General features: G+C 72.2%; 19 protein-coding genes and 1 pseudogene. 8 read left to right on the top strand and 12 right to left on the bottom strand.

Going from position 1 to position 25,519, the window contains the following annotated elements:
- Positions 1-29: 29 nt before the first annotated feature.
- The 7 genes from AB8735_RS05310 to AB8735_RS05280 all read right to left on the bottom strand — a co-directional run bounded on the left by AB8735_RS05310 (position 30) and on the right by AB8735_RS05280 (position 8,919).
- Positions 30-1,286 carry a DUF6365 family protein gene (locus AB8735_RS05310; protein ID WP_372405668.1) on the bottom strand — a complete coding sequence of 419 codons (1,257 nt, stop codon included), beginning with the start codon at positions 1,284-1,286 and terminating at the stop codon, positions 30-32.
- On the bottom strand, positions 1,274-3,490 hold the full coding sequence (locus tag AB8735_RS05305; RefSeq protein ID WP_372405667.1) for a GNAT family N-acetyltransferase: 2,217 nt from the start codon (positions 3,488-3,490) through the stop codon (positions 1,274-1,276). The genes AB8735_RS05310 and AB8735_RS05305 overlap by 13 nt, the downstream gene beginning before the upstream one ends.
- Entirely contained in the window at positions 3,487-3,960 is a 474-nt protein-coding gene (gene fabZ / locus AB8735_RS05300; protein ID WP_344023047.1) for a 3-hydroxyacyl-ACP dehydratase FabZ, read from the bottom strand. The genes AB8735_RS05305 and fabZ overlap by 4 nt, the downstream gene beginning before the upstream one ends.
- The gene (locus AB8735_RS05295) at positions 3,960-4,325 is read right to left on the bottom strand and encodes a phosphopantetheine-binding protein (protein WP_344023049.1); all 366 of its coding nucleotides are present in this window, start codon (positions 4,323-4,325) and stop codon (positions 3,960-3,962) included. Before AB8735_RS05295 ends, fabZ begins: the two co-directional genes overlap by 1 nt.
- Before the next feature lie 50 nt (positions 4,326-4,375).
- Positions 4,376-5,131: a 3-oxoacyl-ACP reductase FabG gene (gene fabG / locus AB8735_RS05290; protein ID WP_372405665.1), complete on the bottom strand. Its 756-nt coding sequence runs from the start codon at positions 5,129-5,131 to the stop codon at positions 4,376-4,378.
- Positions 5,128-6,084 carry an ACP S-malonyltransferase gene (locus tag AB8735_RS05285; protein WP_372405664.1) on the bottom strand — a complete coding sequence of 319 codons (957 nt, stop codon included), beginning with the start codon at positions 6,082-6,084 and terminating at the stop codon, positions 5,128-5,130. The genes fabG and AB8735_RS05285 overlap by 4 nt, the downstream gene beginning before the upstream one ends.
- Positions 6,085-6,216: 132 nt before the next feature.
- Positions 6,217-8,919: a LuxR C-terminal-related transcriptional regulator gene (locus tag AB8735_RS05280; RefSeq protein ID WP_372405663.1), complete on the bottom strand. Its 2,703-nt coding sequence runs from the start codon at positions 8,917-8,919 to the stop codon at positions 6,217-6,219.
- A 227-nt stretch (positions 8,920-9,146) separates the two neighbouring features.
- Between AB8735_RS05280 and AB8735_RS05275 the strand changes: the two are divergent.
- Positions 9,147-9,692: pseudogene (locus AB8735_RS05275) on the top strand (TerD family protein); the annotation flags it as partial.
- 611 nt (positions 9,693-10,303) lie between these two features.
- Here AB8735_RS05275 and AB8735_RS05270 read toward each other — a convergent pair.
- Positions 10,304-10,660 carry a hypothetical protein gene (locus tag AB8735_RS05270; RefSeq protein ID WP_372405662.1) on the bottom strand — a complete coding sequence of 119 codons (357 nt, stop codon included), beginning with the start codon at positions 10,658-10,660 and terminating at the stop codon, positions 10,304-10,306.
- An 81-nt stretch (positions 10,661-10,741) separates the two neighbouring features.
- On the opposite strand from AB8735_RS05270, the gene AB8735_RS05265 reads away from it, so the two are divergent.
- Complete coding sequence (locus AB8735_RS05265; RefSeq protein WP_372405660.1) at positions 10,742-11,587, top strand: hypothetical protein; 846 nt, start codon at positions 10,742-10,744, stop codon at positions 11,585-11,587.
- 66 nt (positions 11,588-11,653) lie between these two features.
- Here the strand turns inward: AB8735_RS05265 and AB8735_RS05260 are convergent, their stop codons facing one another.
- The gene (locus AB8735_RS05260; protein ID WP_372405659.1) at positions 11,654-12,160 is read right to left on the bottom strand and encodes a DinB family protein; all 507 of its coding nucleotides are present in this window, start codon (positions 12,158-12,160) and stop codon (positions 11,654-11,656) included.
- Between the two features lie 262 nt (positions 12,161-12,422).
- Here AB8735_RS05260 and AB8735_RS05255 point away from each other — a divergent pair, with 262 nt between their 5' ends.
- Complete coding sequence (locus AB8735_RS05255) at positions 12,423-13,844, top strand: FAD-dependent oxidoreductase (protein WP_344023063.1); 1,422 nt, start codon at positions 12,423-12,425, stop codon at positions 13,842-13,844.
- A gap of 586 nt (positions 13,845-14,430) precedes the next feature.
- Complete coding sequence (locus AB8735_RS05250) at positions 14,431-15,600, top strand: MFS transporter (protein WP_372405658.1); 1,170 nt, start codon at positions 14,431-14,433, stop codon at positions 15,598-15,600.
- A gap of 104 nt (positions 15,601-15,704) precedes the next feature.
- On the opposite strand, the gene AB8735_RS05245 is transcribed toward AB8735_RS05250, so the two are convergent.
- Entirely contained in the window at positions 15,705-16,193 is a 489-nt protein-coding gene (locus AB8735_RS05245; protein ID WP_344023067.1) for a flavin reductase family protein, read from the bottom strand.
- Positions 16,194-16,391: 198 nt separating this feature from the next.
- Complete coding sequence (locus AB8735_RS05240; protein WP_372405657.1) at positions 16,392-17,612, bottom strand: acyl-CoA dehydrogenase family protein; 1,221 nt, start codon at positions 17,610-17,612, stop codon at positions 16,392-16,394.
- 1,416 nt (positions 17,613-19,028) lie between these two features.
- Here AB8735_RS05240 and AB8735_RS05235 point away from each other — a divergent pair.
- From AB8735_RS05235 to AB8735_RS05220, 4 genes are all read left to right on the top strand, one after another.
- On the top strand, positions 19,029-20,222 hold the full coding sequence (locus AB8735_RS05235) for a 3-deoxy-7-phosphoheptulonate synthase (RefSeq protein WP_372405656.1): 1,194 nt from the start codon (positions 19,029-19,031) through the stop codon (positions 20,220-20,222).
- Positions 20,223-20,312: 90 nt separating this feature from the next.
- Complete coding sequence (locus AB8735_RS05230; protein WP_344021803.1) at positions 20,313-20,810, top strand: PhzA/PhzB family protein; 498 nt, start codon at positions 20,313-20,315, stop codon at positions 20,808-20,810.
- A gap of 65 nt (positions 20,811-20,875) precedes the next feature.
- Positions 20,876-21,883, top strand: a complete 1,008-nt coding sequence (locus AB8735_RS05225) for a methyltransferase (RefSeq protein ID WP_372405655.1) — start codon at positions 20,876-20,878, stop codon at positions 21,881-21,883.
- A 70-nt stretch (positions 21,884-21,953) separates the two neighbouring features.
- Positions 21,954-23,216 (top strand): FAD-dependent monooxygenase, encoded by a 1,263-nt coding sequence (locus AB8735_RS05220; RefSeq protein ID WP_372405654.1) that lies wholly within the window; start codon positions 21,954-21,956, stop codon positions 23,214-23,216.
- An 85-nt stretch (positions 23,217-23,301) separates the two neighbouring features.
- Here the strand turns inward: AB8735_RS05220 and AB8735_RS05215 are convergent, their stop codons facing one another.
- Positions 23,302-25,170: a potassium transporter TrkA gene (locus tag AB8735_RS05215; RefSeq protein WP_372405653.1), complete on the bottom strand. Its 1,869-nt coding sequence runs from the start codon at positions 25,168-25,170 to the stop codon at positions 23,302-23,304.
- Positions 25,171-25,519 lie beyond the last annotated feature (349 nt).

The raw sequence follows: 25,519 nt of genomic DNA, 5'->3' as shown, positions 1-25,519 counted from the left end.
CCGGGTGGGTCGGTGGCTGCGGGGGGTCTTCAGCGGCGGGTGTGCAGCCAGGCGGCGACGGCCTGCGGGCCGTCGGGGAGGTGGGTCATGGACGCGAGCAGCTCGTCGCGGCCCGGGACGCGGCCCCGCCCGGATGCGGCGAGGACCTCGGCGATGCGCTCCGCCGCGGCGGCCGCGTGGTAGACGGGGGCGCGGGCCACCGCGTCGAGGAACGGGTTGCCGGTGAGCAGTGGCGCCAGCTCCGCCCGCCAGCCGTAGGGGAACACCGCGTACGGGAACAGCACCCCCGGCAGATGTTCCTCGAAGGCGTCGAGGACGGCCCGGTCGGCGGGGTCCTGCGGCGGGACCGTGCCGCCCTCGTGCAGCAGGGCGACCGCCGGGGTGCCCAACAGCGTCGCGCGGGCCATCGCGCACGAGGTGATGTTGTCGGTGAGGAACAGATCGGCTGCGCCCAGCAGTTCGGTGAAGTCCCGCAGCGGCAGCGGTGCACTGTTCACGAACCGCACCGCGTCGTCGGCCGGACCGGACGCTACCGGGCCGCGGCCGACGCCGACGACGGTGACCGGGCGGTCCAGCCGCCGCAGGATCCGGGCCAGCCAGGCCCGGAACAGGCCGCGGTGGTCGCAGCGCGAGCCGGTGGCCTTGGCGATGTAGTCGAACGCGGTCGACGCCCAGGCGGACTTGGGGAACACCACCAGCAGCCCGTCCTCGCCCACCCCATGGGCGGCGCGCACGGCGAGGGCCCGGTCGCGGTCCACCACGGGCGGCGTGTCGTAGAGCCGGAACGCCCCGTCGGTCCGGCTCGGCGGGGCGACCGGCACCGGGCGCAGCGGGGTGACGTCCTCCGGCAGCGGCGGGATGTCGATCCGGGGCGCGTACCAGCGGCGTACGGCCTCGGCGCCGGGCAGCCGGGCGATCTCCATGGTCATCCCGGGGGCGCCGGCGCCCAGGGCGAGGGAGTCGACGGCGGCGAGCGGCCGGCCCAGGGCGCGCAGGCCGTCCAGGGTGACGGGGGCCGGTTCGAGGGTGAGCAGGTGGTGGTCGGCGAGGATGACGCCGTCCGGGCCGAACTCCTCGGCAATGGCGGCGAGTTGTGCGTCCTGCCGGGTCAGGCGCGGCGCGAACTCGCGTACGGGTACGCCGGCGGCGCTTGCGTACGCCGCGTTCTGCGGCGCCACCACCAGCAGCGGGGACATCCCTGCCCGCCGCAACTGCCCGGCCAGCAGCATGGCGTTGTGCAGTTCGCCCAGGCTGAACCGGCCGGGGCAGACGATCATGATGCGCATGTGCCGACGGCCTCCCGTGCGGTCCGGTGGGTGAGGGTGAGTGCCGCCTCCTGCTCGCCGGACGCCACCGTCAGCGTCCACGCGGCGGCCAGTTCGCGGCCCGCCGCGTGTCGGCCGACCAGACTGACCAGGACGCCGCCGTCGAGGATTCGGCACAGCACCTCCTGGTGCGTACCGCCCGCGGGGCGGCAGGCGAGCCAGCGGCCGTCCGTCAGCCGCACGGCGAGGGCCGAGGCCCACAGCCGCCCCGCGGGCGGCGGCGTGGTGTGCCAGACGGCGCCGTCGGCACCGGCCAGCAGCAGCTCGGGCGAGGAGGGTGCGGCGGGAGTGAGGTGGACGACGGCCTCGCCGTCCGCCGGGGCGGGCGCGCCGGTCAGCTGGAGCGCCCAACTCCCGTCACGGTAAGGGGACATCGACCAGTGCGCATGGTGCGCGGTGAGCCCGAAGCCACCGTCCGGCTCCCAGGTCGTGGGGGTGGTCTCGCCCCAGCCCAGACCCGTCTCCGGATTCTCCCGGGGGCCCTGCCGGTCCATCCACAGTCCCGCGCGCCACTCGGTGAGGGACCCCAGGGGGCGGCGGCGCGGGAAGGGGCTCGACAGGATCCGTCCGCCGGCGTCGCGCCATGCCACGACACCTCCGTCCGGCGCGCTCAGCAGCAGCTCGCCGTCGGGCGTCGCGGCCGTGGCGACGGTGCGGCGGGCCACCGTCCGCCGCCCGAAGGCGACATGGGCCGGCGCCCGGGACGGAGCCGCCTCGGGGGCCGGTGCGCAGGGGCGCAGGCCCGGCAGCGCGGCGGGGACGGTTCCGGGCGCCGGCAGCGCCGGGCTCCCCGTCCGGGACAGCCGCACGCGGTAGCCGAACTCCGGTCCCTGCGCGAGGCGGTGGCGCAGTGCGGGCAGGGCCGCGCCGCCGAAGCGCGCCTCCGTGTCCGCGTCCCACTCGGGCCGCAGGGTCAGCCCGCTCGCCGGGTCCCACCACGCCATGCCCCGGGCGACGCGCCCGCCCCACAGCGGATGGGGGCGGGCGGCGGACAGCGCCTCGTAGTCGGTGAGGTCCTCGGGGCAGAGCCCGCGGACCGACGGGAGGACGCCGTCGCCGGTGACCAGGCGGGCCTGGCGCAACTGGTGCCAGGGCAGGGCCAGCAGTGAGTCCATGGGCGGGGTCGGGCCCTGCCACCACACGCGCTGGTGCAGCACGCCGTCGCGGAGCACCGTCTCCCGGTGCAGGCTCGCCCGGCCGTCGCCCTCGGTGACGTGCCAGCCGCCGTCGGTCTCCCGGACGGTCAGCCGCCGCCGGGCCTGACGGCGCCAGCCGGTCAGGAAGGGCGGGCCCAGCACGGGCCACGGGTCGAGCAGCAGCGCGCCGAGGTGGGCGTCGTGGTGGACGGTCACCAGGCCCGTACCGCCGTCGAGGGCGAGGCTCCATGTGCCGTCGCTGTGGCGGTGCACGGGGGCCGGGGGCTCCGGGTGGGGCGGGACGGCGCGGTTGCGGGTGACGGCCCCGGCGACGGTGACGTCGAGCTCGGTGAGCGTGCCCGTCGGACCGTCGACCGCCGCCGACACCGAGGCGTCGCCGACCGCGAAGCGGTAGCGGACGACGGCGCGGCCGTCGACGGTCTCGACGCGCGTGGCGTCCGGGTCCGACCGGTTGATCAGGCTGCGCCAACTGGCGCCCACGGCAAGGGAGTTCCAGTCCAGGTCGGGGTAGCGCTCCCGGAGCCCGCGCAGCACGCGCGGGAGGAAGCTGACCAGCTCGGTGTAGCCGTCCTCGTCGGCGGCCGGGCCGTCGAGGGCGACGAATCCCACGCGTTCGTAGAGCGGGGCGGCCCGCCGGTTGGTGGGGCGCACCTCGGTGCGCAGCACATCCACCCCGTCGTCCAGCAGCGGCAGGATCGATTCGGCGAAGAGCCGTCCCGCCATCAGGCCGCCGCGGTGGCGTGCGTCGATGACGAACATGCCGGCGAACGCCTCGTCCGGCGCGGCCACCCGCTGCCCGGAGGTGCGGAAGAAACCCAGCGTGCCGATGACGCTCCCGCCGGACTCGGCGACCTGCATCCGGCGCACGCCCCGCTCGTCGAGGACGGCGAGGAGCCCCGCCGCGTCCATGGGGTGCTCGCGTGCCGTGTGCGGACCGACCTGCTGCCGGTGGAAGAGGCCGGCGACCTGCTCCGCGTCGCCGCGGCGAAACGCACGGACCTCGCTCACGCCGCATCCGCCCCCGGGCGCTCGCTGACGATCAGGGAGCCTTTCGCCGCGATCTCGGACCCCACGCTCGCCCGGACGGAGACCTCCGTCAGCGCGCCGAACTTCGTGCCGAGCCGGGCGTGCAGCAGGAGTTGGTCTCCGGGAACGACGAGCCGGGAGAACTTCATCTGCCGGATGGCGCCCAGGTATCCGACGCGCTCCGCGGCCCCGCCGGACCCGTCCTGGGGGTGCTGGGCGCCGTAGATGACGGCCACGAGCTGGGCCATCGACTCGATCAGCAGCACGCCGGGCATGACGGACTGTGCGGGGAAGTGCCCGGCGAAGAACGGCTCGGAGACGGTGACGTTCTTGATGCCCGAGCCGCTGCGGCCGGGGTCGACGTCGAACGCGCGGTCCAGCAGCAGCATCGGCCACCGGTGCGGCAGCATCGCGCGGATCCGGTCCGCGTCGAAGGACAGCAGGTCGGGCATCAGGCGTTCTCCACCGCGGGGATCTCCCCGGACCGCTCGACGATGCCGCCCTGTTCGACAATGCCGCTCTGTTCAATGGTGCCGCCCTGTTCGACGATGAAATCGGCGAGCTTGTTCACCGACCCGAAGACACCGGAGTCGTCGTCGCTGATGGAGACGCCGAAGTTCTCCTCGACCATCACCACGATCTCCAGGGTGTCGAGGGAGTCGAGCTCCAGACCGCGGCCGAACAGGGGCTGGTCGTCGCCTATCTCCCCGGCGGGGGTGGCGAGTTCGAGGTTGTCGACGAGGAGGTTCTTGAGCCGCTGGTTGAGCGCGGTGCGCGCCTCGGCGCGCTTGCGCAGGTCGGCATGGGTCGTGGACATGGGCACCTTTCCTTGAGGCGGGGGGAGAAGGGGGAGGCGGGGGCGGACGGTCAGGCGGTGAGGCCGCCGTCGGCCACCACGACCTGCCCGGTGATGTAACCGGCGGCCGGGGAGGCGAGGAAGCGCACGGCGGCGGCCACTTCGGCCGGGGTGCCGGGCCGGCCGGCGGGGATGAGCCGGAGGTACTTCTCGCGGACGACCGGCGCGGCGGCCCGCAGCATGTCGGTCTCGGTGAACCCCGGGGCGACGGCGTTCACCCGGATCCCGCGGTCGGCGACCTCGCGGGCCAGGCTCGCCGCGAAGGCGTGCAGACCGCCCTTGCTGGCACTGTAGTTGGCCTGGCCGGGCGTCCCGGACAGACCGCTCGTCGAACCGATCAGCACGAGGGAGCCACCGGTGCGGTGCATGAGCTTGACCGTCTCCCGGCAGGTGAGGAACGCGCCGGTGAGATTGGTGGTCAGGACGCGCTGCCACTTGTCCAGGCTCATCGCGGCGAGCAGGCCGTCCGCGACGATGCCGCTGTTGACGACGGCCACGTCGAGCCGGCCGAACTCCCCGCGGATCTCCCGGAACAGGGCACGGACCTCGTCCTCCACACCCACGTCGGCCCGTACCACCAGGGCCCTGCGGCCCAGCGCACGGACCTCCCCGGCGGTGTCCTCGGCGGCCTGACGCTGCGTCACATAGTGGACGACGACGTCGCACCCGGCCTCGGCCAGGGCCAGGGCGCAGGCCCGGCCTATCCCTCTGGACGAACCGGTGACCAGGGCCACCGACGGATCGGGGAAACACCCGAAGGAGCTCATGCCCAACTTCCTTGCCTGTCGGCTCGATCGTTGATGTGGGGGTCCGCCTGCGGGCGGAGGGCCGCCAGGGCGGCCCGTACCGCGGCGGAGGTGTCGGCCGCCCGGACGGGCGCGGCCGTGTGCGCCCCGCGTTCCATGCCGGCCAGCGAACGGGCCGGTCCCAGGGCCACGCGCGGACGCGTCCCGGCGGCGGCCATGACCTCGCGCCAGCGCACGGGTGCGCACAGGGAGGCGACCAGGTCGGCCCGGACGGCCGCCGGATCCGTGCCGAAGACGCCCCGGCTGATGAGGCCCACCGGAATGCGCGGCGGCCGGATGCCGACGCGGTCCACCGCGGCGCGCCAGTCCTCCTCGACCGGCTTCATCAAGCGGCTGTGGAACGCGTGCGAGACGTCCAGGGCCTTCGCGCGGGCGCCCACCCGGGAGGAGAAGTCGCGCATCCGCTCCCGGTCGCCGGAGTAGACCACCTGACGCGCACTGTTGTCCGCGGCCAGGTCCACACCGCAGTCCCCGGCGAGTTCCGCGACGCGCTCGCGCGGCATCGAGGGGGAGAGGAGCACCGCGCACATGGCGCCCTCGCCGGGCGCGGCGGCCATCAGCTCGCCGCGCAGCCGGGAGAGCGCGACCGCGTCGCCGAAGCCGAGGCACCCGGCGACGACCAGGGCGCCGAGCGCCCCGACGCTGTGCCCGGCCGCCGAGGCGGCGGTCACCCCGCCGGTGCCGAGTGCCCGCCACGCCGCGACGGAGCAGGTCAGCAGCGCCGGCTGGGCGTTCTCCGTCGCGGCCAGGACCGCCGGGGACGACCGCCAGCACAACTCCCGTACATCCAGCCCCAGGACGTCGCCCGCCTCGTCGAACACGGCGGCGGCCTCGGCGAACGACGCGCACAGGTCACGGCCCATGCCCACGCTCTGGCTCCCCTGCCCGGGAAACAACGCGCACACGGCGGTCATGCGAAACGGCCCTTCAGGCGAATGACGGATCTTGTTCCTCCGAGGGAACCAGAGCCCGGGTGAAGGGGCTTCACCCGAAGCGGGTGAAAAGATCGATTCGCTTGAAGCGCTCCATCCGAAATGCGAAGGACTCTATTCGAGGAGCCCGAGCCGCTCGGCCGCCTCGACGGCCTCCCGGCGGCTGCACACGCCCAGCTTCCGGTACAGCGATTTCACCTGTGTCTTGATGGAGTTGACCGTGACGTACTGGCCCTTCGCGATGTCCGCGAGCTTCAGATGGCTCGGCAGGGCCGCCAGCACCTGCGCCTCGCGCGGGGTGAGCAGCACGGTCGTGGCCGCGGCCGGGGCCGCGGCCGCCGGCACGTCGTCCCCGCCCAGCAGCCCGTCCACGAACCGGGCGTGTGTCCGGCGCTCCGCGCGGTGCGCGCGCAGCAGCGGGCGCAGCCAGGTCCCGTTGTCGGCGAACGGCCGGTGGTAGGCGAGGGGTTCCGCCGTTTCGAGAGCGCGCTCCACCGCGTCGAGCGCCGCGTGCCGGGAGCCTCGCGTCCAGTGCGCGTAGGCGGCCTCGACGAAGACGTCCGCGCGCAGCGCGCTGTGCGCGCCCTTGGCGGAGGAGTGGAGGCGCAGGATGTCGAGCGCCCCGTGCGGCTCCTTGCCGAGGGTCCGGGCCCGTGCCGCGACCACGGCTATCCGGGCGGACGCGGGCGGGCCGATGTCCGCACCGCGCAGCCGGGCCCGTACCTGGTCGACGAGGCCCAGGGCCAGCGCGGCGCGGCACTCCGTCGCCAGCAGCCGGGAACGGTAGGCCGCCGGTGGCTCGCCGTGCTCCAGCCGGGCACGGAGCACGGCGAGGCAGTCCCGCGTCCGCCCCGGTTGCCCTTCCGCCAGGAGGAGTTCGGCCTCCAGGAGGCCGGACTCCAGCAGCTGCCCGTAGCCCGGCCGGCCGGTCGCGGAGCGGAAGGCGCCCAGCATGGCCCGGGCCTCGGCGAGTTCGTGCCGCCACCATGCCCACCACCCGGCCGCGAGATAGACGGCGCACAGCGGCTGCTGGTGGGCCCAGCCGCGGGACTCGATGGTGCGCAGCAGCTCGCGCACGCAGTCGTCGCCCCCGGGCCGCCCCGTCCCGATGTCCATCCGCAGTGCAACGAGCCGGCTGTGCAGCGCGGCGAACTCGACCCCCGCGCGCTCGGCCCCGGCCCGGCCGCGCCGCAGGGACTCGCGGGCCTCGTCGGTCCGTCCGTTCCACCACTGGAACTCGCCGAAGTACGGCAGGAAGAAGGCGGCCCGGGTGTCGTCGTCCAGCTGGTAGGGCCGGTCGGGCAGGAAGAGGTGCTCCTCCGCCTCCCGGGCATGGCGCAGGCTCGCCTCCACCCGCCCGTGGTACTGGTCGCCGACCATGCGGCAGAAGGCGATCAACGCCGTCGCCGACGCGGGTTTCGCCGATGCCGGTTTCGCGGACGCCGCCCGCTCGAACAGCTCCTCCGCCCGCCGCAGCCGCTCCGAGACGTCCGTTCCGGGCTCGACCGCGATCCGGGCCACGGCACCGAGCAGGACGGCGTGGGCGTCGCCCTCCAGCCGGCGGGCCGGTACGGACTCCAGGACGTCCAGCACGGCGCGGGCCCGGCCGCTGACGCACAGCCGGTAGCCGACCGAACGCACCAGCCTCAGGCCCAGACGGTACCGGCCCGCCGCGACGGCCTGCCGCGCGGCCTGCAGGAGTTGGCCGTCGCGGCGGTACCAGTCGCACGCGGCCAGGTGCACGGCCTCGACGCCGCGCCGCTCCGTCCGCTCGGCGAACTCGCCGCGCAGCAGCTCCCGGACGATCGGGTGGTGCCGGTAGTGGACGGGACCGCCGGGCTCCTGCGGGTCGACGGCCGTCACCAGGTCGTACTCGGCGGCGAGGCGGTGCAGGATCGCACCGGCGTCCTTGCGGCCGGACAACGCCTGGGCGAGGGACGGACAGGCCTCGCGGACGATGCTGGTGCGCAGCAGCACCTCGCGGCACTCCTCGGGCAGCCGGTCGACCACCTCCCGGCGCAGGTGGACCAGGTCGAGCTGCTTGGGCATGGCGGCCCAGGAACGGGTGCCGCCGTCATCGCCCTCGGGGAGGGTGGCGAGCGCCAGCCGCAGGGCCAGAGGCTGTCCGCCCGTGCCGGACAGCAGCCGGCCGGCCTCCGCCCCGGAGAGCTCGACGGACCTGGCGGCGAGCAGCTCGCGCAGCTCCGGCATGCGGAACGCCAGCTCGGCGCTGCGGATTTCGGTGAGTTCCCCGCGCAGGCGCGCGTCGCGCAGGGCGGGTTCGGGGACGGTCCGTGCCGACAGGACCACGCGCAGCCGGTCCGGCGCGTGCCGGACGAGCCGGAGGAGGAGCGCGGACGCCGGTCCCGCGGTCAGCTCGTGGAGGTTCTCGACGACGAGGACGACGGGCGACGGCAGCCCGGAGAGCTGGTTGAGCAGCTGGGTCACCAGGCTGCCCACCGAATCGGCCGAGGCGAGCGGCGGAACGCTCACCGTCAGCGGCGCCGCGCCCCCGGTCCGTGCCACGGCGCCCCTCAGCGCCGCGATCAGATGGGCGCACAGCCGCAGCGGATCGTTGTCCTCCTCGTCGAGCGTGAGCCAGGCCAGTGGCCCGGGCAGCCGCTCGCTCCGCCCGGCCCAGGAGGAGAGCGCCCAGTTCTTGCCCGACCCGGCCGGTCCGATCACCAACGTGAGCCGCCCGGTGACGCCTTGGTCCAGCCGCTCGGTGAGACGGGGCCGGTGGATCGCGTGCGAGACGTCCGGCGGGACGAGCTTGCTGCTGATGACCAGGTCTGCCAGGGCGTCGTGGGCGTTCATCGCTCCCCTACATGATCCACAACAGATGATGGGGGATGCTAGCAATGGGGGTCAATGGGCCATTAGTACCTGTAAGTTCGATACACGCTGATCATCACCGTTCACGGTACGTCAGGGCGTCCGGTTCTCCTTGCCCGTATGGTTCGGGTATTGCGCAAGCAATAAAATGGCATGTGAGGTGGCCACGTGAGGCGTGGCCGCGGACGGAGCAGTTGCGGAGGAAGTCGATGGGTGTGCCCCTGACCAAGGGCGGCAATGTCTCGCTGAGCAGGCAGGCGCCCGGTCTGACCGCGGTCACGGTCGGGCTGGGCTGGCAGGCCGGGCCCGGGTACGACCTGGATGCCAGCGCGTTGCTGTGCGGCCCGTCCGGGAAGGTGCTGTCCGACCGGCACTTCGTGTTCTTCAACAACCTCACCAGCCCGGACGGTTCCGTCCGGCACGCGGGAAGCGGCGGTGACGGCGAGCAGATCCAGGTGAACCTCGCCGCGGTGCCGGCCGAGGTCGCGAAGATCGTCTTCCCGGTCTCCCTCTACGGGGCCGAGCAGCGGCACCAGAGCTTCGGCCAGGTCCGCGCCGCGTTCGTCCGCGTCGTGAACCAGGCCGACGGCCAGGAGATCACCCGCTACGACCTCGCGGCCGGCGGCCTCGACTCCGAGACGGCGCTCGTTTTCGGCGAGCTGTACCGGCACGGCGCGGAGTGGAAGTTCCGCGCGGTGGGGCAGGGTTACGCCTCCGGGCTCGCGGGCATCGCGACCGACTACGGCGTCGACGTCCTGCGCGAGACGCCGGACCCGGGCGGTGCCGCGCCGCAGCAGCCCGCGCCCGGGCAGCTCCGCAAGACCGTTCCCGCCGCGGCCCAGATGCCGCCCGCTCCGTCCGCCCCTCCCGCACCGACCCCGACCATGGTCATGCCGCCGCAGGCCCCGGCCGTCATGGCGGCGGCCCCGGTCGCGGCCCCTACCGTGCCGTGCTTCTTCGACCCCGGCCACGGCCCCGGCATGACGACGGTCACCTACTCCCCGCAGTGGGGCGCACCCCGCCCGGTCCAGGCCTGCGGTGGTTGCGCACAGCGGGTGCAGACCACGGCCCCGCCCTTCTACGCGCCGCCCCAGGCGCCGGCTCCGCAGCCGATGCCGCAGGGACAGCCCCAGCCGCAGCAGGGTTACCCGAACCCGCAGCAGCGGCGCCAGGGACCCGGATGGGGCGGCGTGGCCGCCGCGGGAGCGGCGGGTCTGGTCGGCGGGGCCTTGCTCAATGAGGCGTTCGACGACTGAGCCCGTCCCTTGGCCCGTGGGCGGGAGCGGCGTTGAGCCGGGCGTGCAGATGTGCCCCGGCTCAACGCCGCACGTTCGGTGCGGAGTTCACCGGGATCAGCACGCTCCGGTCAGTGCCGCCGACGCCATCGCCGTGCCGGGCGCCGGAGGCCCGCACGGTGGTGCCGGGGGCGCGGCGGAAGGGCTGCCCGGCTCCTCCCGCCCACCCGCCCCGTTCCGGGGCCGCCGCTCGGCCGCCAGTGGCCGTCCGGCGACAGAACGGGCGCCCGGCGCTCCTCCTGCGCCTTGATCTCCCAGTAGGACGCATGAGAGGTCACGCGGTACGCCTCCTCCCATGAGGCCAACGCTGCGGTGACGGCCGAGCCTGCTGTGCCGCGGCGGCGGACGCGGGCCGCCAGCCACACGAAACCGGCGAGGACCGCGGCGAAGCCACCGAAGACCGCCAGAAGCGCCGGGAGATCGCTCATGGCTCCGAGAGTACGCGCGCCCCGCCGCCGGGACAGCCGTGGTGAAGGCGGACCGGTCCCGGAGCTTGCGACAATGGTCGTATGCAAGACATCTACGGCTATCCCGACATCGACGAGGTGCCCCCCGTCATGCGGGACATCCTCGCGAAGGACAAGGCCGAGCGGGCGGCGCGGGTCCTGACCCCCGAGGAGGCCGCGGCCTTCGCCGCCTGGACGCGTGTCTCCGCCGGGGCCGAGACGCGCTGGCCGGCCGAACTGTCCGGCGACGACGGCCTCCTCGGCTTCGAACCGCCGGCCCTTCCCGACAGCGCCTGGATCCTGCACGCCCTCTACGAGGACCCGCGCCGCCCGGCCTTCGCCGACGATGCCGACGATGCCGACGATGACGGGGATGACGGGGACGACGAGGAATCGAGCTGGGCCACCCGCCCCGGGCCGGACTGGCAGCGCCTGCGCTGGTCCGAGCTGGCCCGGCGCACCGGCGACCCGGTCGTCGAGGAAGGCGCCTACCCCGACCGCCACCAACTGCCCTCATGCCGTTCCGCGGACCGCCGCTGGCCGGACAACATCCTGTGGTCGGACGAGGGCAGTCTCGACGCGGAGACCTGGCACCAACTCGTGGACCTGCTCATCGCATACAGCCCGGACGGCCCGGACACCCGCTGCCTGGTCCACTTCTGCCGGAACATGTTCTACTACCACGTCCCCACGGTGCTCACCGGCCGCCTGGGCGACGCCCACGACCTCTCCTACCACCCCGACCTGATGGCCTACAGCCCTTCCAACATCTGGCCCGTGGACCGGTCCTGGGTCACCTTCACCCACTTCGACCTCCACGGCACCAAGGTCGCAGGCCCCACCCCGTTGATCGAAGCGCTCCTCGGTCATCCCGGACTCGAAGCCCTCCGCCTCCCCTGGAAGCCCTGACGCCGGAAGGGGAGTTGTTCGCCGGGTCCCGTGCTGCGCGTGGATCGGGCCGCACCGGACGCGACTTCAGCCGCCGGTCGTGCCGTCGAGCATCTCGCGCAGGATGTCCAGGTGGCCGTTGTGGCGGGCCGTCTCCTCGGTGAGGTGGAGGAGGATCCAGCGCAGGTCGACACGGAGGCCGTTGCGGACGGCCCGTCGGGCCCGGGTGTCCAGGTCGTTCCCGGCGACCAATTCGCGGTAACGGGCGCTCTGTTCGGCGTATTCGTCGAGCAGCTGCGCGAGCGGGAAGTCGACGGCGATCCGCATCTCGCGGTCGGGGTCCTCCTCGGTCCAGGGGCCCCGGTCCTCCTCGCCGAGGAAGACCACCTGGAACCAGTGGTACTCCACCCAGCGCAGGTGGTTGATCACTCCGCTCACGGTCATCAGCGGCGAACTCGGCAGGAGCGCCTTGCGGGCGTTCTCCGCGGAGATGCCGGCGCACTTGGCGCGGGCCGTGTCGCGTGCGTAGTCGAGGAACGTGGCGAGCTGGGTGCGCTCGTCCCACGCGGGCGGTGTGTCGTCGATTCTGGTCATCGCGCGAAGCGTTCCCGATCGCCGCGGCCGGTGTCGAGGCATTTACCGACGGGCCCGATACCGACGGGCCCGGCCCGCTCGCCCCGACCCGCTCGCCCGGCCCCTTGCCGGGCGAGTCCGGATTTCCGGTGTCATCTCCCCCCGGACCTGACAAGGAAATCACCCGCCCCGTTGAAGTAAGTGATCGATCAGTAGGGTTGATCACGTCCGGGAACAGGGACCGCCGCCGGGACGCGGCGGGCCGGAAAGAGGGGATCGACTCATGGGAATCGGTTTACCGCGCGCCGAGCGCACCCAGGGACCCGACCGAGCGAAGCGGCACGCGGTCGTCATCGGAGGAAGCCTCGCGGGGCTGTTGGCGGCCCATGTCCTCAAGGATCACGCGGACTCCGTGACCGTCGTCGAGCGCGACCGCTACCCCGACGGGCCCGAGCACCGCCCCGGCGTGCCCCAGGACCGGCACGCCCACCTCTTCCTCAAAGGCGGGGTGGACGCGCTGGAGAAGCTGCTGCCCGGCCTGTCGGAGGAGCTGCTCCAGGAGGGCGCCCCCCGCCTCGCGATGCCCACCGACATCCTGCAGTGGCAGGGGGGCGACTGGTACCGGCGCACCGCCGCCAGCACCCATGTCCTCACCGGCTCCCGGCCGTTGCCCGAGTGGGTGGTCCGCCGCCGTGTCCTCGCCGACCCCCGGATCACCGTCCTGGAGGGCACCGAGGTGACCGGCCTCGTCGGTGACGCCGCGCGCATACGCGGCGTCCGGGTCCGGGCCCGCGGCGCGGGTCAGGAGACCCGCACGCTCACCGCCGACCTGGTCCTCGACGCCTCCGGCCGCTCCTCGCGGGCCCCCGCCTGGCTGCGGGCGATCGGTGCCGAGCCGCCGCACGAGGAGACGATCGACGCGGGACTCGCCTACGCCACGCGCTTCTACCGGTCCGGACCGGGAACGGGTGAACTGCCCTACAGGGCCGTCTACATGGCGATCGACGGCAGACAGCCGCGCGGCGGAATCCTGGCGCCCGTCGAGGGCGACGACCGGTGGATCGTGCTCATGTCGGGCTTCAGGGGGAACGAACCGCCCACGGACGAGGCGGGATACCTCGACTTCGCGGCCAGCCTCCCGCACCCGGTGATACGCGAGTGGCTGGAGAAGGCCGAACCCCTCGGCTCCATCCACGGCTTCCGCAAGGCGTCCAACGTCCGCCGCCGCTACGACCTCCCGGGCCGCCGCCCGGCGGGTTTCCTCGCCACCGGCGAGGCGCTGTGCGCCTTCAACCCCGTCTACGGTCAGGGCATGTCGGTGGCCGCGCTGTGCGCCGTCGCTCTGCGCGACACCCTGGGCGACCCCCGCCGCACCCCCACCACGCGGCGCGTGCAGCGCGCCATGGCGGCCGTGGCCCGGCGGGCGTGGGACATCTCCACCGGAGGCGACCGCGCCGTCCCCGGCGTCACCGGCAACGCGGTGCGGCCCCGCGCGGTCGACCGTCCCGTCGCCTGGTACCTCGACCGCGTCATCCGGCGCGTCCCCGGCAACCCCGTCGTCGGCGACGCCTTCCGGGAGGTCGGCTCCCTCGCGGCCCCGAACACGAGGCTCTTCACCCCGAAGGTCCTCCGGGCCGTCCTCTTCAGTCCCGTTCCCGCCCCGCTCTCCGCGCCTCCGCTCCTGCCGGAGACCCCGGACGCCTGACGGCCGCCCGGGACGTCCGACGGGCCGGGCCGGATCGAAGGCGGTCCGGCCCGGCCCTTGTGGCGACGTCGTGCGTCCGGCTCGGTCCGGAAAAGTCCTCTGTCCGGAAAAGTCCTCTGTTTCGTTTTCTTTTCCGATCGGGTGAATTCAGGTCCTTATAAGGATCCGTTATGCCGGTCAGACCGACTCCGTATTGGACTTGTGAACAGAGGTCCTGGACGATACGAGTCAGGTACTTCTGGCGTGATGCCACCAGTTGTGCCGGTACATCGGACGGCATGCATACGCCGTGCGTAGCAGGGGTGTTGATCTTCGGTGCTGGGATGCGCAGGTCTTACCCGCCGCGCGTCCGTCCTCCATGCCGGCCAGTGACCGCGGCGGGTGCGCTGCCGACGGCGTCGCCAACTTCCGCGTCCCCGGACGCCGTTGTTCCCCGCAGTGTCCGGCCCGGAAATGCGCGTGAGGTGACCTTTTGTTACGCCCGCTGAAAAGTGGACTCTGCATGGGAGGAAAGTAAGTGTCAAATGCCACTGACGCAGGACTGGGGCAGGTGTCCCGGTTCAGCGTTCCGCTCCTGGGATTTGGCGTGTTCGCGGTCGCCACGAACGAGTTCGTGCTGGCGGGGATGTTGCCGCATCTTGAGGACTCGTTGCATGTCTCGACGGCGGCCGCGGGTCAGGTGGTGACGGTCTACGCGCTGGCGTGTGCGATCCTCGGGCCGGTGCTGGCGACGGTGACGGCGGCGTGGTCGCGGCGGGTGGTGCTGCTGGGGGCCGCGTTGGTGTATCTGGTGGGTACGGTGGGTGCTGCTGTGGCGCCGAACTATGCGTTGCTGCTGGTGGCCCAGGCGGTCGCGGCCGCCGGTACCGGTCTGTTCGTGCCCGTGGGCGCCTCCTCGGGCGCCTCGCTCGTGCCGCCGGAGAAGCGGGGGCGGGCCATTGCGACGGTCCTTACCGGGTTCACGGCGGCGACGGCGTTCGGTGCTCCGATCGGTACGGCGTTCGGGAGCCGGTTCGGGTGGCGCGGGACGATGTGGTTCGTGGCGGCTCTGGCCGTGGTGGGCATCGTGGGGCTGTTGACGTTGGTGCCGCGGAACATTCCGGTGCCGCCGGCGGAGAGTCTGCGGAGGCGGTTCGTGCCGCTGGCGGATCCGCGGGTGCTGACGACGCTGGCGACGACGGCGTTGGCGTTCACGTCGGTGTACGTCCTTTACACCTACATTGCGGACATCTTCGACGGTGCCACGGGTGGTTCGGGCGGTAGGACGGCGACGTTGATGTTCGTGCTCGGGGTGATCTCGATCGTGGGCAGTTATCTGGCCGGGATCGTGACGGACCGGATCGGGGGCCGGGGTGTGATGGCGATCTGCCTGGTCTGGGTCGCGGTGTGCCTGGCGTTGGTGCAGGTGTTCAGCGGGTCGTTCCCGGCGTCGGTCGGTTTCATCGCGGTCTTCGCGGTGGCCTGCTTCAGCATGAGCGCCCCGCAGCAGCACCGGCTGATCGGGCTGAACCCGCCGCTGGCCTCGGTGCTGGTCTCGCTGCACTCCTCGATCCTGTACGTGGCCATCGCCCTGGCCGGGGCCATCGGCGGTGCGGGACTGTCCATCGGCGGCTCCGGCAGCCTCGGCTACATCGCCGCGGTCATCGCCGTCCTCGGCCTCGCCTTCTCCGAACTCGCCCACCGCCTCACCCAGCGCAAGGCGGCCGTTGTGGCAGGCTCCGCCGAACCGGCGCAGGAAGCAGCCGTCACGTCCTGACCGGACGCCCGAGGCGAACGGCCCACGGCCGGTGCGCAGCCCCTCCATCCAGGGGCCGCCCACCGGCCGTGGGCATTTCCGCGTCCTCGCGGCGCCGCCCCGCGTCAGACGCACTCGGGGGCGGAAGCCAGCTCGGTGTAGCGGCTGGCGTAGAAGACCAGCGGGCCCTCCCGGCCGGTCAGCCCGCCCTCCAGGGCCTCGGCGACGACCAGTTCGTGGTCGCCCGCCGGCTGGATGGTGGAGATCCGGCAGTCCAGCCAGGCCAGCCCGTCGCGCAGCACCGGGTGCCCGCCCCGGGTGAACCCCCACTCCCCGCCGGTGAACCGGTCCGCCCCCCGGGTGCTGAACGCCCGGCACACGTCCTCGTGCTGTCCCCCGAGGACGGTGACCGCGAAGCCCCCGGCGGACCGGACGGCCGGCCAGGTGGTCGAGGAGCGCGCGGCGCACACGGCGATCAGCGGTGGCTCCAGCGACACGGACATGAAGGAGTTGACGGCCATGCCCACCGGACCGTGCGGCGTCTGCGCGGTGACCAGCACGACGCCGGTGGCGAACCGGCCGAGGATGTCGCGGAAGGAGCGCTGCTCCAGCATGTGTTCTCCCGTTCGGATGTGAGGGGGTCCGCGGCCGCCGGGGCGGGCGCGGAACACCGGAAAGGCCGTGGAAAGGCCGTCGGGCAGCACCGGCGGACCGGGCCGCCGTCCCGCGGCCGTCCGCCGGCGCTGCCCGGCCGGTGATGGTGCGCGGTGTGCCCGGACAGCGGCCCCGGAGGGCGGCGGCCCGGGGAACCGTTACAGCAGGAAGCTGACGGCCTGCGGGTCCTCGCCGAGCAGCACCCGGCCGTACATCTCCTCCGGGATTCCGGCCCCGAATCCCGCGTGCCGGTTCGCCACGTTGACGTCCCGCCAGATCCGCTGGAGGGGGTTGAACTCGGCGAAGGCGGACGTTCCATGGGCACTGACCAGCAGGTCGATCGCCTCGCGGCACTGCCTGCTGGCGTATGCCGAGTCGGTGCGGACGCGGACGCGGGTGGGCACGTCCGGTGCCTCGTCGCGGCGGGCGTGCGCGTCGATGTCCCCGGTGAGCCGGTACGCGTGGAACAGCGCGGTGTCGATCTTCGTGGCCGCCTCGGCGACGGTGGTCTGGAAGGTCACCGACTGGACCTGGCTGGTGTAGTTGGAGGCGTTGATCGACCGCTTCGGCGCCTTCTCCAGGACCAGCTCCAGGCCGGTCCTCACCTCGCCGAGCTGTGCGCCGAGCAGTGAGGTCAGAAGCATGCCGGAGAAGCTGCTGCGGTAGAGGGTCTCCTCGGGGTGGCGGGGCGGGATCGCGCTGTCGAGTGCCTGCGCCAGCGGGATCAGCCGGTGGTCGGGGACGGTCTTCCCGTCCACCACGATGGTGTTGCTGCCGGTGCCCCGCAGGCCCGTGATGAACCAGGTGTCCTCGACGGTCGTGTCCCGCATGGGGACGAGCGCGAGGAACAGCTCGGGCGCGGCGTCCCCGTCCTGCACCGGGAGGACGACCACGGCCCAGTCGCAGTGCCACGCACCGGACGAGTAGGGCCACTTGGCGGTGACCAGGGCGCCGCCCTCCACCTTCCGGGCCGGGGCGCCGGGGCCCAGGACCAGGGCGGCCCCGGCGTCGGGGTTGTCGCCCCAGACCTCCTCCCGCGCCTCGTCCGGGAAGAGCGCCGCGACGAAGTTGCCCGCGTTGAGGACGCCGGTGACCCAGGCGGCCGAGCCGCAGCCGCGGCCGAGTTCGGTGACGACGTCCAGCAGGGTGCGGGCGTCCGTCTCGTAGCCGCCGAAGCGCCGGGGCGTCAGCAGCCGGAAGAGCCCCGCGTCCTTGATGGCGGCGACGGTGCCTTCGTCGAGCCTGCGGTCGCGGTCGGCCTGCGGGGCGTCCGCCCACAGCCGGTCCCGCAGGGCGGCGGCCCGTGCGACGAGCTCCGTACGGGAGGGTGCGTCGTGCGTGGCGGCCGTGGTCGACGTGCTCCGGGAAGAAGTGGTCATGGACAGCTGCCTCCTGTCGAGCCGAGGGATGGTCCTGCGACGCTGATGCGGGATCGCGTCGCGGAACGGGTCGCCAGACGGGAAGACCTGCCCCAGGGCGAGGGCAGAACCGGAGGGGCGGCGGCGGGGCCGCGGTCGTTCTCCGGAGGGCCGGCCATTGCGTGGCGCTCCTCGTGCGCGGCCGGCGCAGTCGCGCGGGCCGCCGCGGTGACACCACGTAAACGCGCACCCGGGCGCGAAGACGTTCATTTTCTGATTTCCCCCGTTGGTCCCCGTTGCTCCGGCGTAGATCCATCTCGGGACCAAGATCCGTCCCGGGACCTAGGCCGGTGGTTCGAGCTTCCCCCAACTATGGGCGGAGTGCCAATACGAAGGGAGTATGGGGGTCATATCGAAAACGAATAACGGGAGTGCGAACGGCTTTTCCCGCCTGCCGGTGAAATCGAGCCATGGCGGATTCCCGAGGGGTGCGCCAAGGCTGGACGGAGGGCCGGGAGTTGCCCGTGGCGGCCATTACAGAGGGACGAACCACCCTGCGGGGGCCGTGATTTTGAATGCATCCGTCCGATGTGCGTCCCGATTGTTCCCAAGGCGTTTGCGAGTCAAGACCCCTGCGTGTCAAATATTCCTCGTGCGGTGTACATCAATGTCCGTTGTCTGACGCCTCGGCGTGGGGCAGAATCGACCGGGTCGTTGGTTCCGGTGGAGCCAACGGGACAGGTGTATCCAGGGGTGCCGGCGTTGTGGCTACGCAAGGGCACTCCCGAACGGGGGATCCATATGAGCGCCACCTTGTGTCCATCCATGGCTGTGCCGCCCGGCAGCGCGCTCCGCGCTGCCGTTGCCGTTGCCCGTCGAGCGGGTGTCGCGACAGCTTCGCGCTAGAGAACCCGGTCGGCGTGGGCCGACCCGTGTGCGACCGTGTCGCCCCGGTCGGCTCCATGATGCCCAGCCGAGCCGACCCGTCCTGCCGGTCCGTCGTCCACCAGGCCGCCTCATCCATCCGTACGCGTCCGTCCGTACGCGTCCAGCCGTGCGCACGAGCGTCCCGGCGCGTCAAGTTCCGTTCAGTGATGCGTCGTTGGGGTGGGGAGCGGGTCCCGGGCCGACCTGACGGATTGCATCGTCCGTACATCCGCATTTCATCGACCACCCACGGAAGGGCACTAGTGTCTGATTCTGCGCAGTTGCAGGGGCCGCCGACACCGGCGTGCCGTTCGAGCCGCTGTGCGCTCCGGGCGTCCCGCTCCCGGAGGTCAACCGCGAGAGCCTTCCCGTCCGACGGCCCCGAAGCCGTCCGACGGTCCCGCCGGCCCGAGGCCGGACCAGGGACTGTCTCGCCTGTCGTTTCGCCACCCCCCACCTCTTCTCGATCCACCGCTCCCCATCGCCGGATTGGAGTTCGAGTTCGTGATCATGGATAACGTTTTAGAAGACATCAGGATGCGTGATGCTCTGCAGCAGCCCGAGTGGGGTGATGTTCTGCAGGTCAGTCGTGTCCGGGACGCGTTGATGACGCGTCCGCCGCTGGTGCAGGCCTCGGATGTGGCCACGCTGCGCGGGCATCTGGCCAAGGTCGCCGCCGGGCAGGCGTTGATCGTCCAGGCCGGTGACTGCGCGGAGGATCCCCAGGAGTGCACGGTCGCGCATGTGGCGCGCAAGGCGGCGCTGCTGGACCTGCTGGCCGGTGCCCTGCGCCTGGTGGCGCACCGGCCCGTCATCCGGGTCGGGCGGATCGCGGGGCAGTTCGCCAAGCCCCGCTCGAAGCCGACCGAGATGGTCGACGGGGTCGAACTCCCCTCGTTCCGCGGCCACATGGTCAACGGCCCGGAGGCGGACGCGGACAGCCGGTGGCCCGCCCCCCTGCGCATCCTGACCGGCTACATGGCCGCCGGCGACATCGTCGAGCACCTGGGCTGGCGCGAACGCGCCGCCGGCCGCGACGTGATCGAGCCCGTCGTCTGGACCAGCCACGAAGCCCTCCTGATGGACTACGAGGTGCCGATGCTGCGCACCGACGAGCAGGACCGGCTCTACCTGGGGTCGACGCACTTCCCGTGGATCGGGGAGCGGACCCGTCAGGTCGAGGGGGCGCATGTGGCGCTGCTGGCCGAGGTGAGCAATCCGGTGGCGTGCAAGGTCGGTCCGAAGATGACACCTGACGAACTCCTCGCGCTGTGCGAGCGGCTGGATCCGTACCGGGAGCCGGGGCGGCTGACGCTGATCGCCCGGATGGGTGCGGAGAATGTCGCGGAGCGGCTGCCGGCTCTGGTCGAGGCGGTGAGGGCGGCCGGTCATCCGGTGATCTGGCTGACCGATCCGATGCACGGCAACACCGTGTCCGCGCCGGGGGGTTACAAGACCCGTCTGGTGGAGACCGTGTCGCTGGAGGTCGCGCGGTTCCTGGAGGCGGTCACGACGGCCGGCGGGGTGGCCGGCGGGCTGCATCTGGAGACCACGCCGCACGATGTGACGGAGTGCGTCGTCGACGCGTCCGGGCTGTCCGGGGTCGGCGAGCGGTACACGTCCTACTGCGACCCCCGGCTCAACCCGTGGCAGGCCGTCAGCGTCGTCTCCTCCTGGAAGACCCGATCCGCCGTGAACGCCTGACGACCGGCGCCACCGGGTGCGTTCACCGCGTCCCGGACCATCAGGACTCCCGTACCCCGACGCCCCTTGCGAGACGATATGAGCGACAGCATGTCATCGACGACCGTGGCCCCGTCCGTCTTCACCAGTGACCTCGATCTGCGCGCCCGCAACCGGGAGGCGGTGGAGAAGTATCTGCGGACGGGTGCCGAGGCGCGCCTGGAGCGGTACACGCTCTACACCGAGGACGGTGAGACGGCCCTGTTCTACACCGACATCGGCCGGCCGATCGTGGTGAAGGGCCGGGACCGTCTCCGGCGGCACAACGAGCTCTCGCTGGAGGTCCTGCCCGACTGGGAGTGGATCGACGTCCGGATCTACGAGACCCAGGACCCGAACGTGATCTGGGTGGAGTGCGACGGGGAGGGGACGATCCGCTTCCCCCAGTACCCCGAAGGTCACTACCGCAACCACTTCATCCACGGCTTCACGCTCGAGGACGGCAGGATCAAGTCCAGCCGCGAGTACGCCAATCCGATCGAGCACATGCGGTCGCTGAGCATCGAGACGCCGCACATCAACCGCGACTGGATCCCGACGGACCACTAGCGGCTCAGAAGCCAGCAGTTCCGAACATCCCCCGAAGCCCTATCACAGCAAAGGACTTAGGAGACATGGCCATAGGCGCAGAGGCCTCGCGCACCACCGTCGACCTCATCACCGCCGCCTGGAGGACCCAGGCGGTATACGCCGCGGCCCAACTCGGCCTGCCCGACCTCGTCGCCGCCGGCAACACCGACGACGCCTCGCTCGCCCGGGCCACCGGGATGGACGAGGACGTCGTCCACCGCCTGATGCGGCTGCTGGTGTTGCTTGGCGTGTTCGCCTCGGACCACGACTACAGGACCACCGAGGTCGGCGAACTCCTGCGGGACCGCCCGGAGTCGCTCCGCGACATGTGCCTGCTGTACGGAGAGGAGTTCTACTCGGCCTGGGGGCACGCGGAGGAGTCGTTCCGCACCGGGGCGTCCGGCTTCGAGAAGGTGCACGGCCAGCCGCTCATCCCCTACCTGCGCGCCAACTCCGAGGCGGCGGGCCGCTTCCAGCGGGCCATGCAGGCGAGCAACTTCTACTTCGACTCGGTCCCGCGGGAGATCGACTTCTCCGGCGACCGGCACATCGTCGATATCGCGGGCGGCAGTGGCCAGTTGCTCTCCACGGTCCTGCGCGCGGCCCCGCAGGCCCGCGGCACGCTCGTGGACCTCGAGCACACCATGCCCATCGCCCGGGCGCACTTCGAGCAGACGGTCGGCGCCGACCGGGTCGACCTGGTCGTCACCGACATGTTCTCCGGCCAGCTGCCGGAGGGGGCGGACACCTATCTGCTGTCGCGCGTGCTGGGCGACTGGGAGGAGAAGCACTGTCTGCGCCTGCTCGCCAACCTCCGTTCGGCGATGTCCGACGACTCGCGGCTGGTCGTCGTCGAGCGGCTCACCCGCGACGACGGCACGGGCCTGTTGCCGGCGCTGTGGGACCTGCACCTGTATGTGCTCAACGGCGGCCGGCAGCGGACGCTCGACAGCACGCGGGACCTGTTCGCGCGGACGGGGCTGACCATCGAGCGCAGTGTCGAACTGCCCAGCGAGAACACGGCGTTGATCCTGAAGAAGACCCCGGCGTAACTCTCCGCCCCCGCCGCGGCGCGCCCACCCTTCGCGCCCCGGTGCACCTCCTTCGCTCTGGATAGGAACCATGGCAACAACACACTCCGCGGATGTCGTCGTCGGCGGCGGCGGCATCGGCGGTCTGACGGCCGCCCTCAGCCTGCACGCGGCCGGGATCGAGCCGCTCGTCCTCGAGTCCGCCCGGGAGATCCGGCCGCTCGGTGTGGGCATCAACCTCCAGCCGGCGGCCGTCCGCGAGCTGGACGAGCTCGGCCTCCTCGACGAGCTGGCCGAGCTCGGCGTGCCCGCCGTCGAGCACGTCTTCGCGGACAGTCGCGGCCGTACGCTCTTCGGTGAGGCGCGCGGCACGGCCGCGGGCTACAACTGGCCGCAATTCTCCGTTCACCGCGGGGAGTTGCAGCTGATGCTGCTGGACGCGGTCGTCGAGCGGCTGGGCCCGGGGGCGGTGCGCACCGGCGTCCGGGCCGTGGACTTCGAGGAGACGGGCGACGGGGTCCGGGTGCACGCCGCGGACCGGTCGACGGGCGACTCCCTCGACTTCTCGGCCGGGGCCCTGGTCGCCGCCGACGGCATCCACTCCACCCTCCGTTCCCTCCTCCACCCCGACCAGGGGCCGCTCCGGTGGAACGGCGTCACGATGTGGCGCGGCGTGACGGAGACGGAGTCGTTCGCCCCCGGCAACTCCGTGGTGATCGCGGCGGACGACAAGAACACCCAGTTCGTCGCGTACCAGATCTCCGGCACGGCCCTGGAGCGGGGCCGGACCCTCGTCAACTGGGTCTGTCTGGTGCCGACGGGCGAGCCCGGCGCGCTGGGCACGGGCGTCAACTGGAACGCGCCCGGCACGATCGAGGACCTGCTCCCGCACTACGCGGACTGGCACTTCGACTGGACGGACCTGCCCGAGCTGTTCGCGCGCAGCGAGCAGATCCTGGAATACCCGATGGTCGACCGCGACCCGCTGCCGTTCTGGGGCCGGGGGCGGGTGACCCTGCTGGGCGACGCGGCGCACCCCGGCTATCCGTCGGGCGCCAACGGCGGCACGCAGGCGATCATCGACGCGCGGGTGCTGGCGTACCACCTGGCGGCCGGGCCGGACGTCGTCGGGGCGCTGGCCGCCTACGAGGCGGAGCGCCGTGCGGCGACGTCGGCGATCGTGCTGGCGAACCGTGAGATGGACCGGGTGGGCCGCAACAGGTCGGCCGCCCCGGGCGGGCCTTCGGGCGAGTCGATCGAGAAGGTCACGGAGGCGTACCGCAGGGCGGCGGGGGAGGCGGAGAAGCTGAACACCCGGGCTTCGCTGACGCCGCCCGGGGCCGTGCGGGTGTGAGGCCGGGGTGGGAGTCCCTTCCGGGCCGGCGGGACTCCCACCACCGGGTACGGGTTAGGGCCTGTGCCGACCCATCGGACGCGCCCTAGGGCCCCTCCGCGACGACGATGATGTGGTCGCCGTCGCCCAGGGCGAGCGGTGCCGTCCTGGGCGGGTTGAGGTGCACGCCGTATCCGGGCGGGGTGTCGCGGTCGTGGCCGAGCCGGTAGCCGATGGCCGTCTCCCCGCGCCGGCGGGCCGCTTCGACGGCCGTCGCGAAGTCGGCCTTGACGCCCGGGCGGAGGTAGTGGGGCGCGGGCTTGAGGTAGATCTCCGATCCGGCGGGGTCGAAGAGGGCGCTGATGACGCCGTACAGGTCCTTGTTCTCGGCGAGTTGGGTGAGCAGCAGGCTGACGAGCCGGTTGCTGACGATGAAGTCGTCGGCCTTGGTGACCTGGGCGACCTCGCGGTTGCCGTCGTGGTTCATCTCGGAGACGATCGAGTACGGGTCGCCGAGCCGGACTTCGATGTCCCGCAGGTGAAGGAGCGTCACCAGGGTGCGGTTGTCGGCCCGTTCGGGGTCGACGGTCTCGTCCGAGAGGACGAGGATGTGCTGGTAGTCGCCGGGGTCGAGGGACTCCAGCGAGGGCCTGCTGGTCGGTGAGCAGCGCTTGTGGCCGATGGTGAGGTTGTCGAGCGGGGTCGTCCAGCGGGTGGCGGGGCGGCGGGGAGCGGCGATGTCGAGGGCGGAGCCGGGCCGGACGAAGTCGTCCAGCAGGTCGATGATCTTCGGTGCCCGGGAGTTCCAGCCGATCAGCAGGGTGCGGTCGGGGGCCGCGGGGCGGCCGGGGGACAGGACGACGGCGGACTCGACGATCGCCGGCGGGGCGTCGGCGAGCTCGATGAGCACGTCGTCCTCGGCGATCAGGATGATCTCGTCCCGCGCGGAGATCACGGTGTCCATGGGCGGGTTGACCAGGATGCGGCCGTCGTCGGTGCGGAGTCCGACGGGGATGCCGCGGCGGTAGCGGTGCAGGGCCTCGCCGTAGGTCAGGCCGGCCAGCGCCGGTTCGGGGCGGAGGTAGATCTCGTTGCCGAAGAAGCTGAGCAGTTCGTTCCAGACGGCGGACAGCCCGGACTGGCGGTGCGACTGCACGACGAGGCGGACGGCGAGGTCCTCGGCGTCGACGACCAGTCCGCCCTCGCCGGCCGCGAGCCGGGCGGCGGCCAGGTTCCCGGAGTCCTGCACGGAGGCCACGACCGGGGGCCGGGTCCCGGTCCAGGCGCGGTTGTTGAGCACGAGCAGGACCTTGATGACCAGGGTGTCGCGTTCCTCGCCGAAGGACGGCAGCACCATGACCGCCTTGGCGGTGTCGGGGCTGGCGAGCTCCAGGTCCGCCTGCTTGAGGGGGTTGCCGGAGCGGCAGATGACCTGGGTGCGGCCGGTCTCGGGCACGCGGGCCCGGATCTGCTCCTCCATGTCGACCTTGTCGCGGTCGGCGAGGACGACCACGCACGAGCGGCGCTCGCTCTGATTGGCCTCGACGAGCTCCTCGATCACGGTGAAGATCTGGTCCGACCAGCCCAGCACGATCGTGTGCCCGCGTTCCAGGACGCGCGAACGCCCCTTGCGCAGCCGCTGGATGCGGTGGTCCAGGCCGGTGGTGAGCACACCGATGAGCGAACTGACGATGAAGATCCCGCCGATCGTGACCGTCAGCATCAGCCCGAGGAACACCGGGCCCCCGGTGTCGCCGCCCATCGTGCCCGGGTCGAGCGTGCGCAGCAGGCTCATCCAGGCGACGCCCCGCCAGCCGCCGTTGGCCTCGGTGTCGGAGTCGGTGAACAGGGTCACGGCCGTCGCCGTGACCGCGATGAGCACCACCGAGGCGAGGCCCAGCCAGCCGATCAGAGCCGGGGTGCCGCGGTCCATCGTGCTGTCGAACCAGTACCGCAGCCGTTCCCGCAGCTTCACGCGCATCACTCCTGCCGTCCCGGCGGTCCGGCGATTCGCCGCGCGGGGTGGGTCGTTGTCCGTCGGAAGAGCTGTCAGATTACGCACTTCATGGTCGAGGTCCGGACACCGTGCATGAGGGTGATTGAGGCGAGAAGGCCTGCTCTGTCCTTGTTGGTGACGGGCTGGTAATTACTCCTCTGCTGTAGGGTTTCGGTCATTCAAACGGTGATATCGGGCCACTTTGCCGGTGGTCGGCGTCGTTTCGCGGTCCGGGTGAATGGCCGAAATGCGCACTGTCATCTGAAGGGTCCTTGCCGCCCCTGCCGTCGGGTCACTCTCTGTACTTGCCGGTAACCCGAGGTCAGCA

It is taken from the genome of Streptomyces luteireticuli, from assembly GCF_041519305.1.
Taxonomy (GTDB): Bacteria; Actinomycetota; Actinomycetes; order Streptomycetales; family Streptomycetaceae; genus Streptomyces; species Streptomyces luteireticuli.
Note: the sequence above shows the minus strand (reverse complement) of the source record. Positions and strands in the feature narration are given on the sequence as shown.

What these genes read in the sequence shown, in the direction of transcription:
- AB8735_RS05310 (WP_372405668.1), bottom strand. Translation starts at nt 1,286, where the DNA reads ATGCGCATCATGATCGTCTGCCCCGGCCGGTTCAGCCTGGGCGAACTG.
- fabZ (WP_344023047.1), bottom strand. Translation starts at nt 3,960, where the DNA reads ATGCCCGACCTGCTGTCCTTCGACGCGGACCGGATCCGCGCGATGCTG.
- AB8735_RS05295 (WP_344023049.1), bottom strand. Translation starts at nt 4,325, where the DNA reads ATGTCCACGACCCATGCCGACCTGCGCAAGCGCGCCGAGGCGCGCACC.
- fabG (WP_372405665.1), bottom strand. Translation starts at nt 5,131, where the DNA reads ATGAGCTCCTTCGGGTGTTTCCCCGATCCGTCGGTGGCCCTGGTCACC.
- AB8735_RS05285 (WP_372405664.1), bottom strand. Translation starts at nt 6,084, where the DNA reads ATGACCGCCGTGTGCGCGTTGTTTCCCGGGCAGGGGAGCCAGAGCGTG.
- AB8735_RS05280 (WP_372405663.1), bottom strand. Translation starts at nt 8,919, where the DNA reads ATGAACGCCCACGACGCCCTGGCAGACCTGGTCATCAGCAGCAAGCTC.
- AB8735_RS05270 (WP_372405662.1), bottom strand. Translation starts at nt 10,660, where the DNA reads ATGAGCGATCTCCCGGCGCTTCTGGCGGTCTTCGGTGGCTTCGCCGCG.
- AB8735_RS05265 (WP_372405660.1), top strand. Translation starts at nt 10,742, where the DNA reads ATGCAAGACATCTACGGCTATCCCGACATCGACGAGGTGCCCCCCGTC.
- AB8735_RS05260 (WP_372405659.1), bottom strand. Translation starts at nt 12,160, where the DNA reads ATGACCAGAATCGACGACACACCGCCCGCGTGGGACGAGCGCACCCAG.
- AB8735_RS05255 (WP_344023063.1), top strand. Translation starts at nt 12,423, where the DNA reads ATGGGAATCGGTTTACCGCGCGCCGAGCGCACCCAGGGACCCGACCGA.
- AB8735_RS05245 (WP_344023067.1), bottom strand. Translation starts at nt 16,193, where the DNA reads ATGCTGGAGCAGCGCTCCTTCCGCGACATCCTCGGCCGGTTCGCCACC.
- AB8735_RS05240 (WP_372405657.1), bottom strand. Translation starts at nt 17,612, where the DNA reads ATGACCACTTCTTCCCGGAGCACGTCGACCACGGCCGCCACGCACGAC.
- AB8735_RS05235 (WP_372405656.1), top strand. Translation starts at nt 19,029, where the DNA reads ATGGATAACGTTTTAGAAGACATCAGGATGCGTGATGCTCTGCAGCAG.
- AB8735_RS05230 (WP_344021803.1), top strand. Translation starts at nt 20,313, where the DNA reads ATGTCATCGACGACCGTGGCCCCGTCCGTCTTCACCAGTGACCTCGAT.
- AB8735_RS05225 (WP_372405655.1), top strand. Translation starts at nt 20,876, where the DNA reads ATGGCCATAGGCGCAGAGGCCTCGCGCACCACCGTCGACCTCATCACC.
- AB8735_RS05220 (WP_372405654.1), top strand. Translation starts at nt 21,954, where the DNA reads ATGGCAACAACACACTCCGCGGATGTCGTCGTCGGCGGCGGCGGCATC.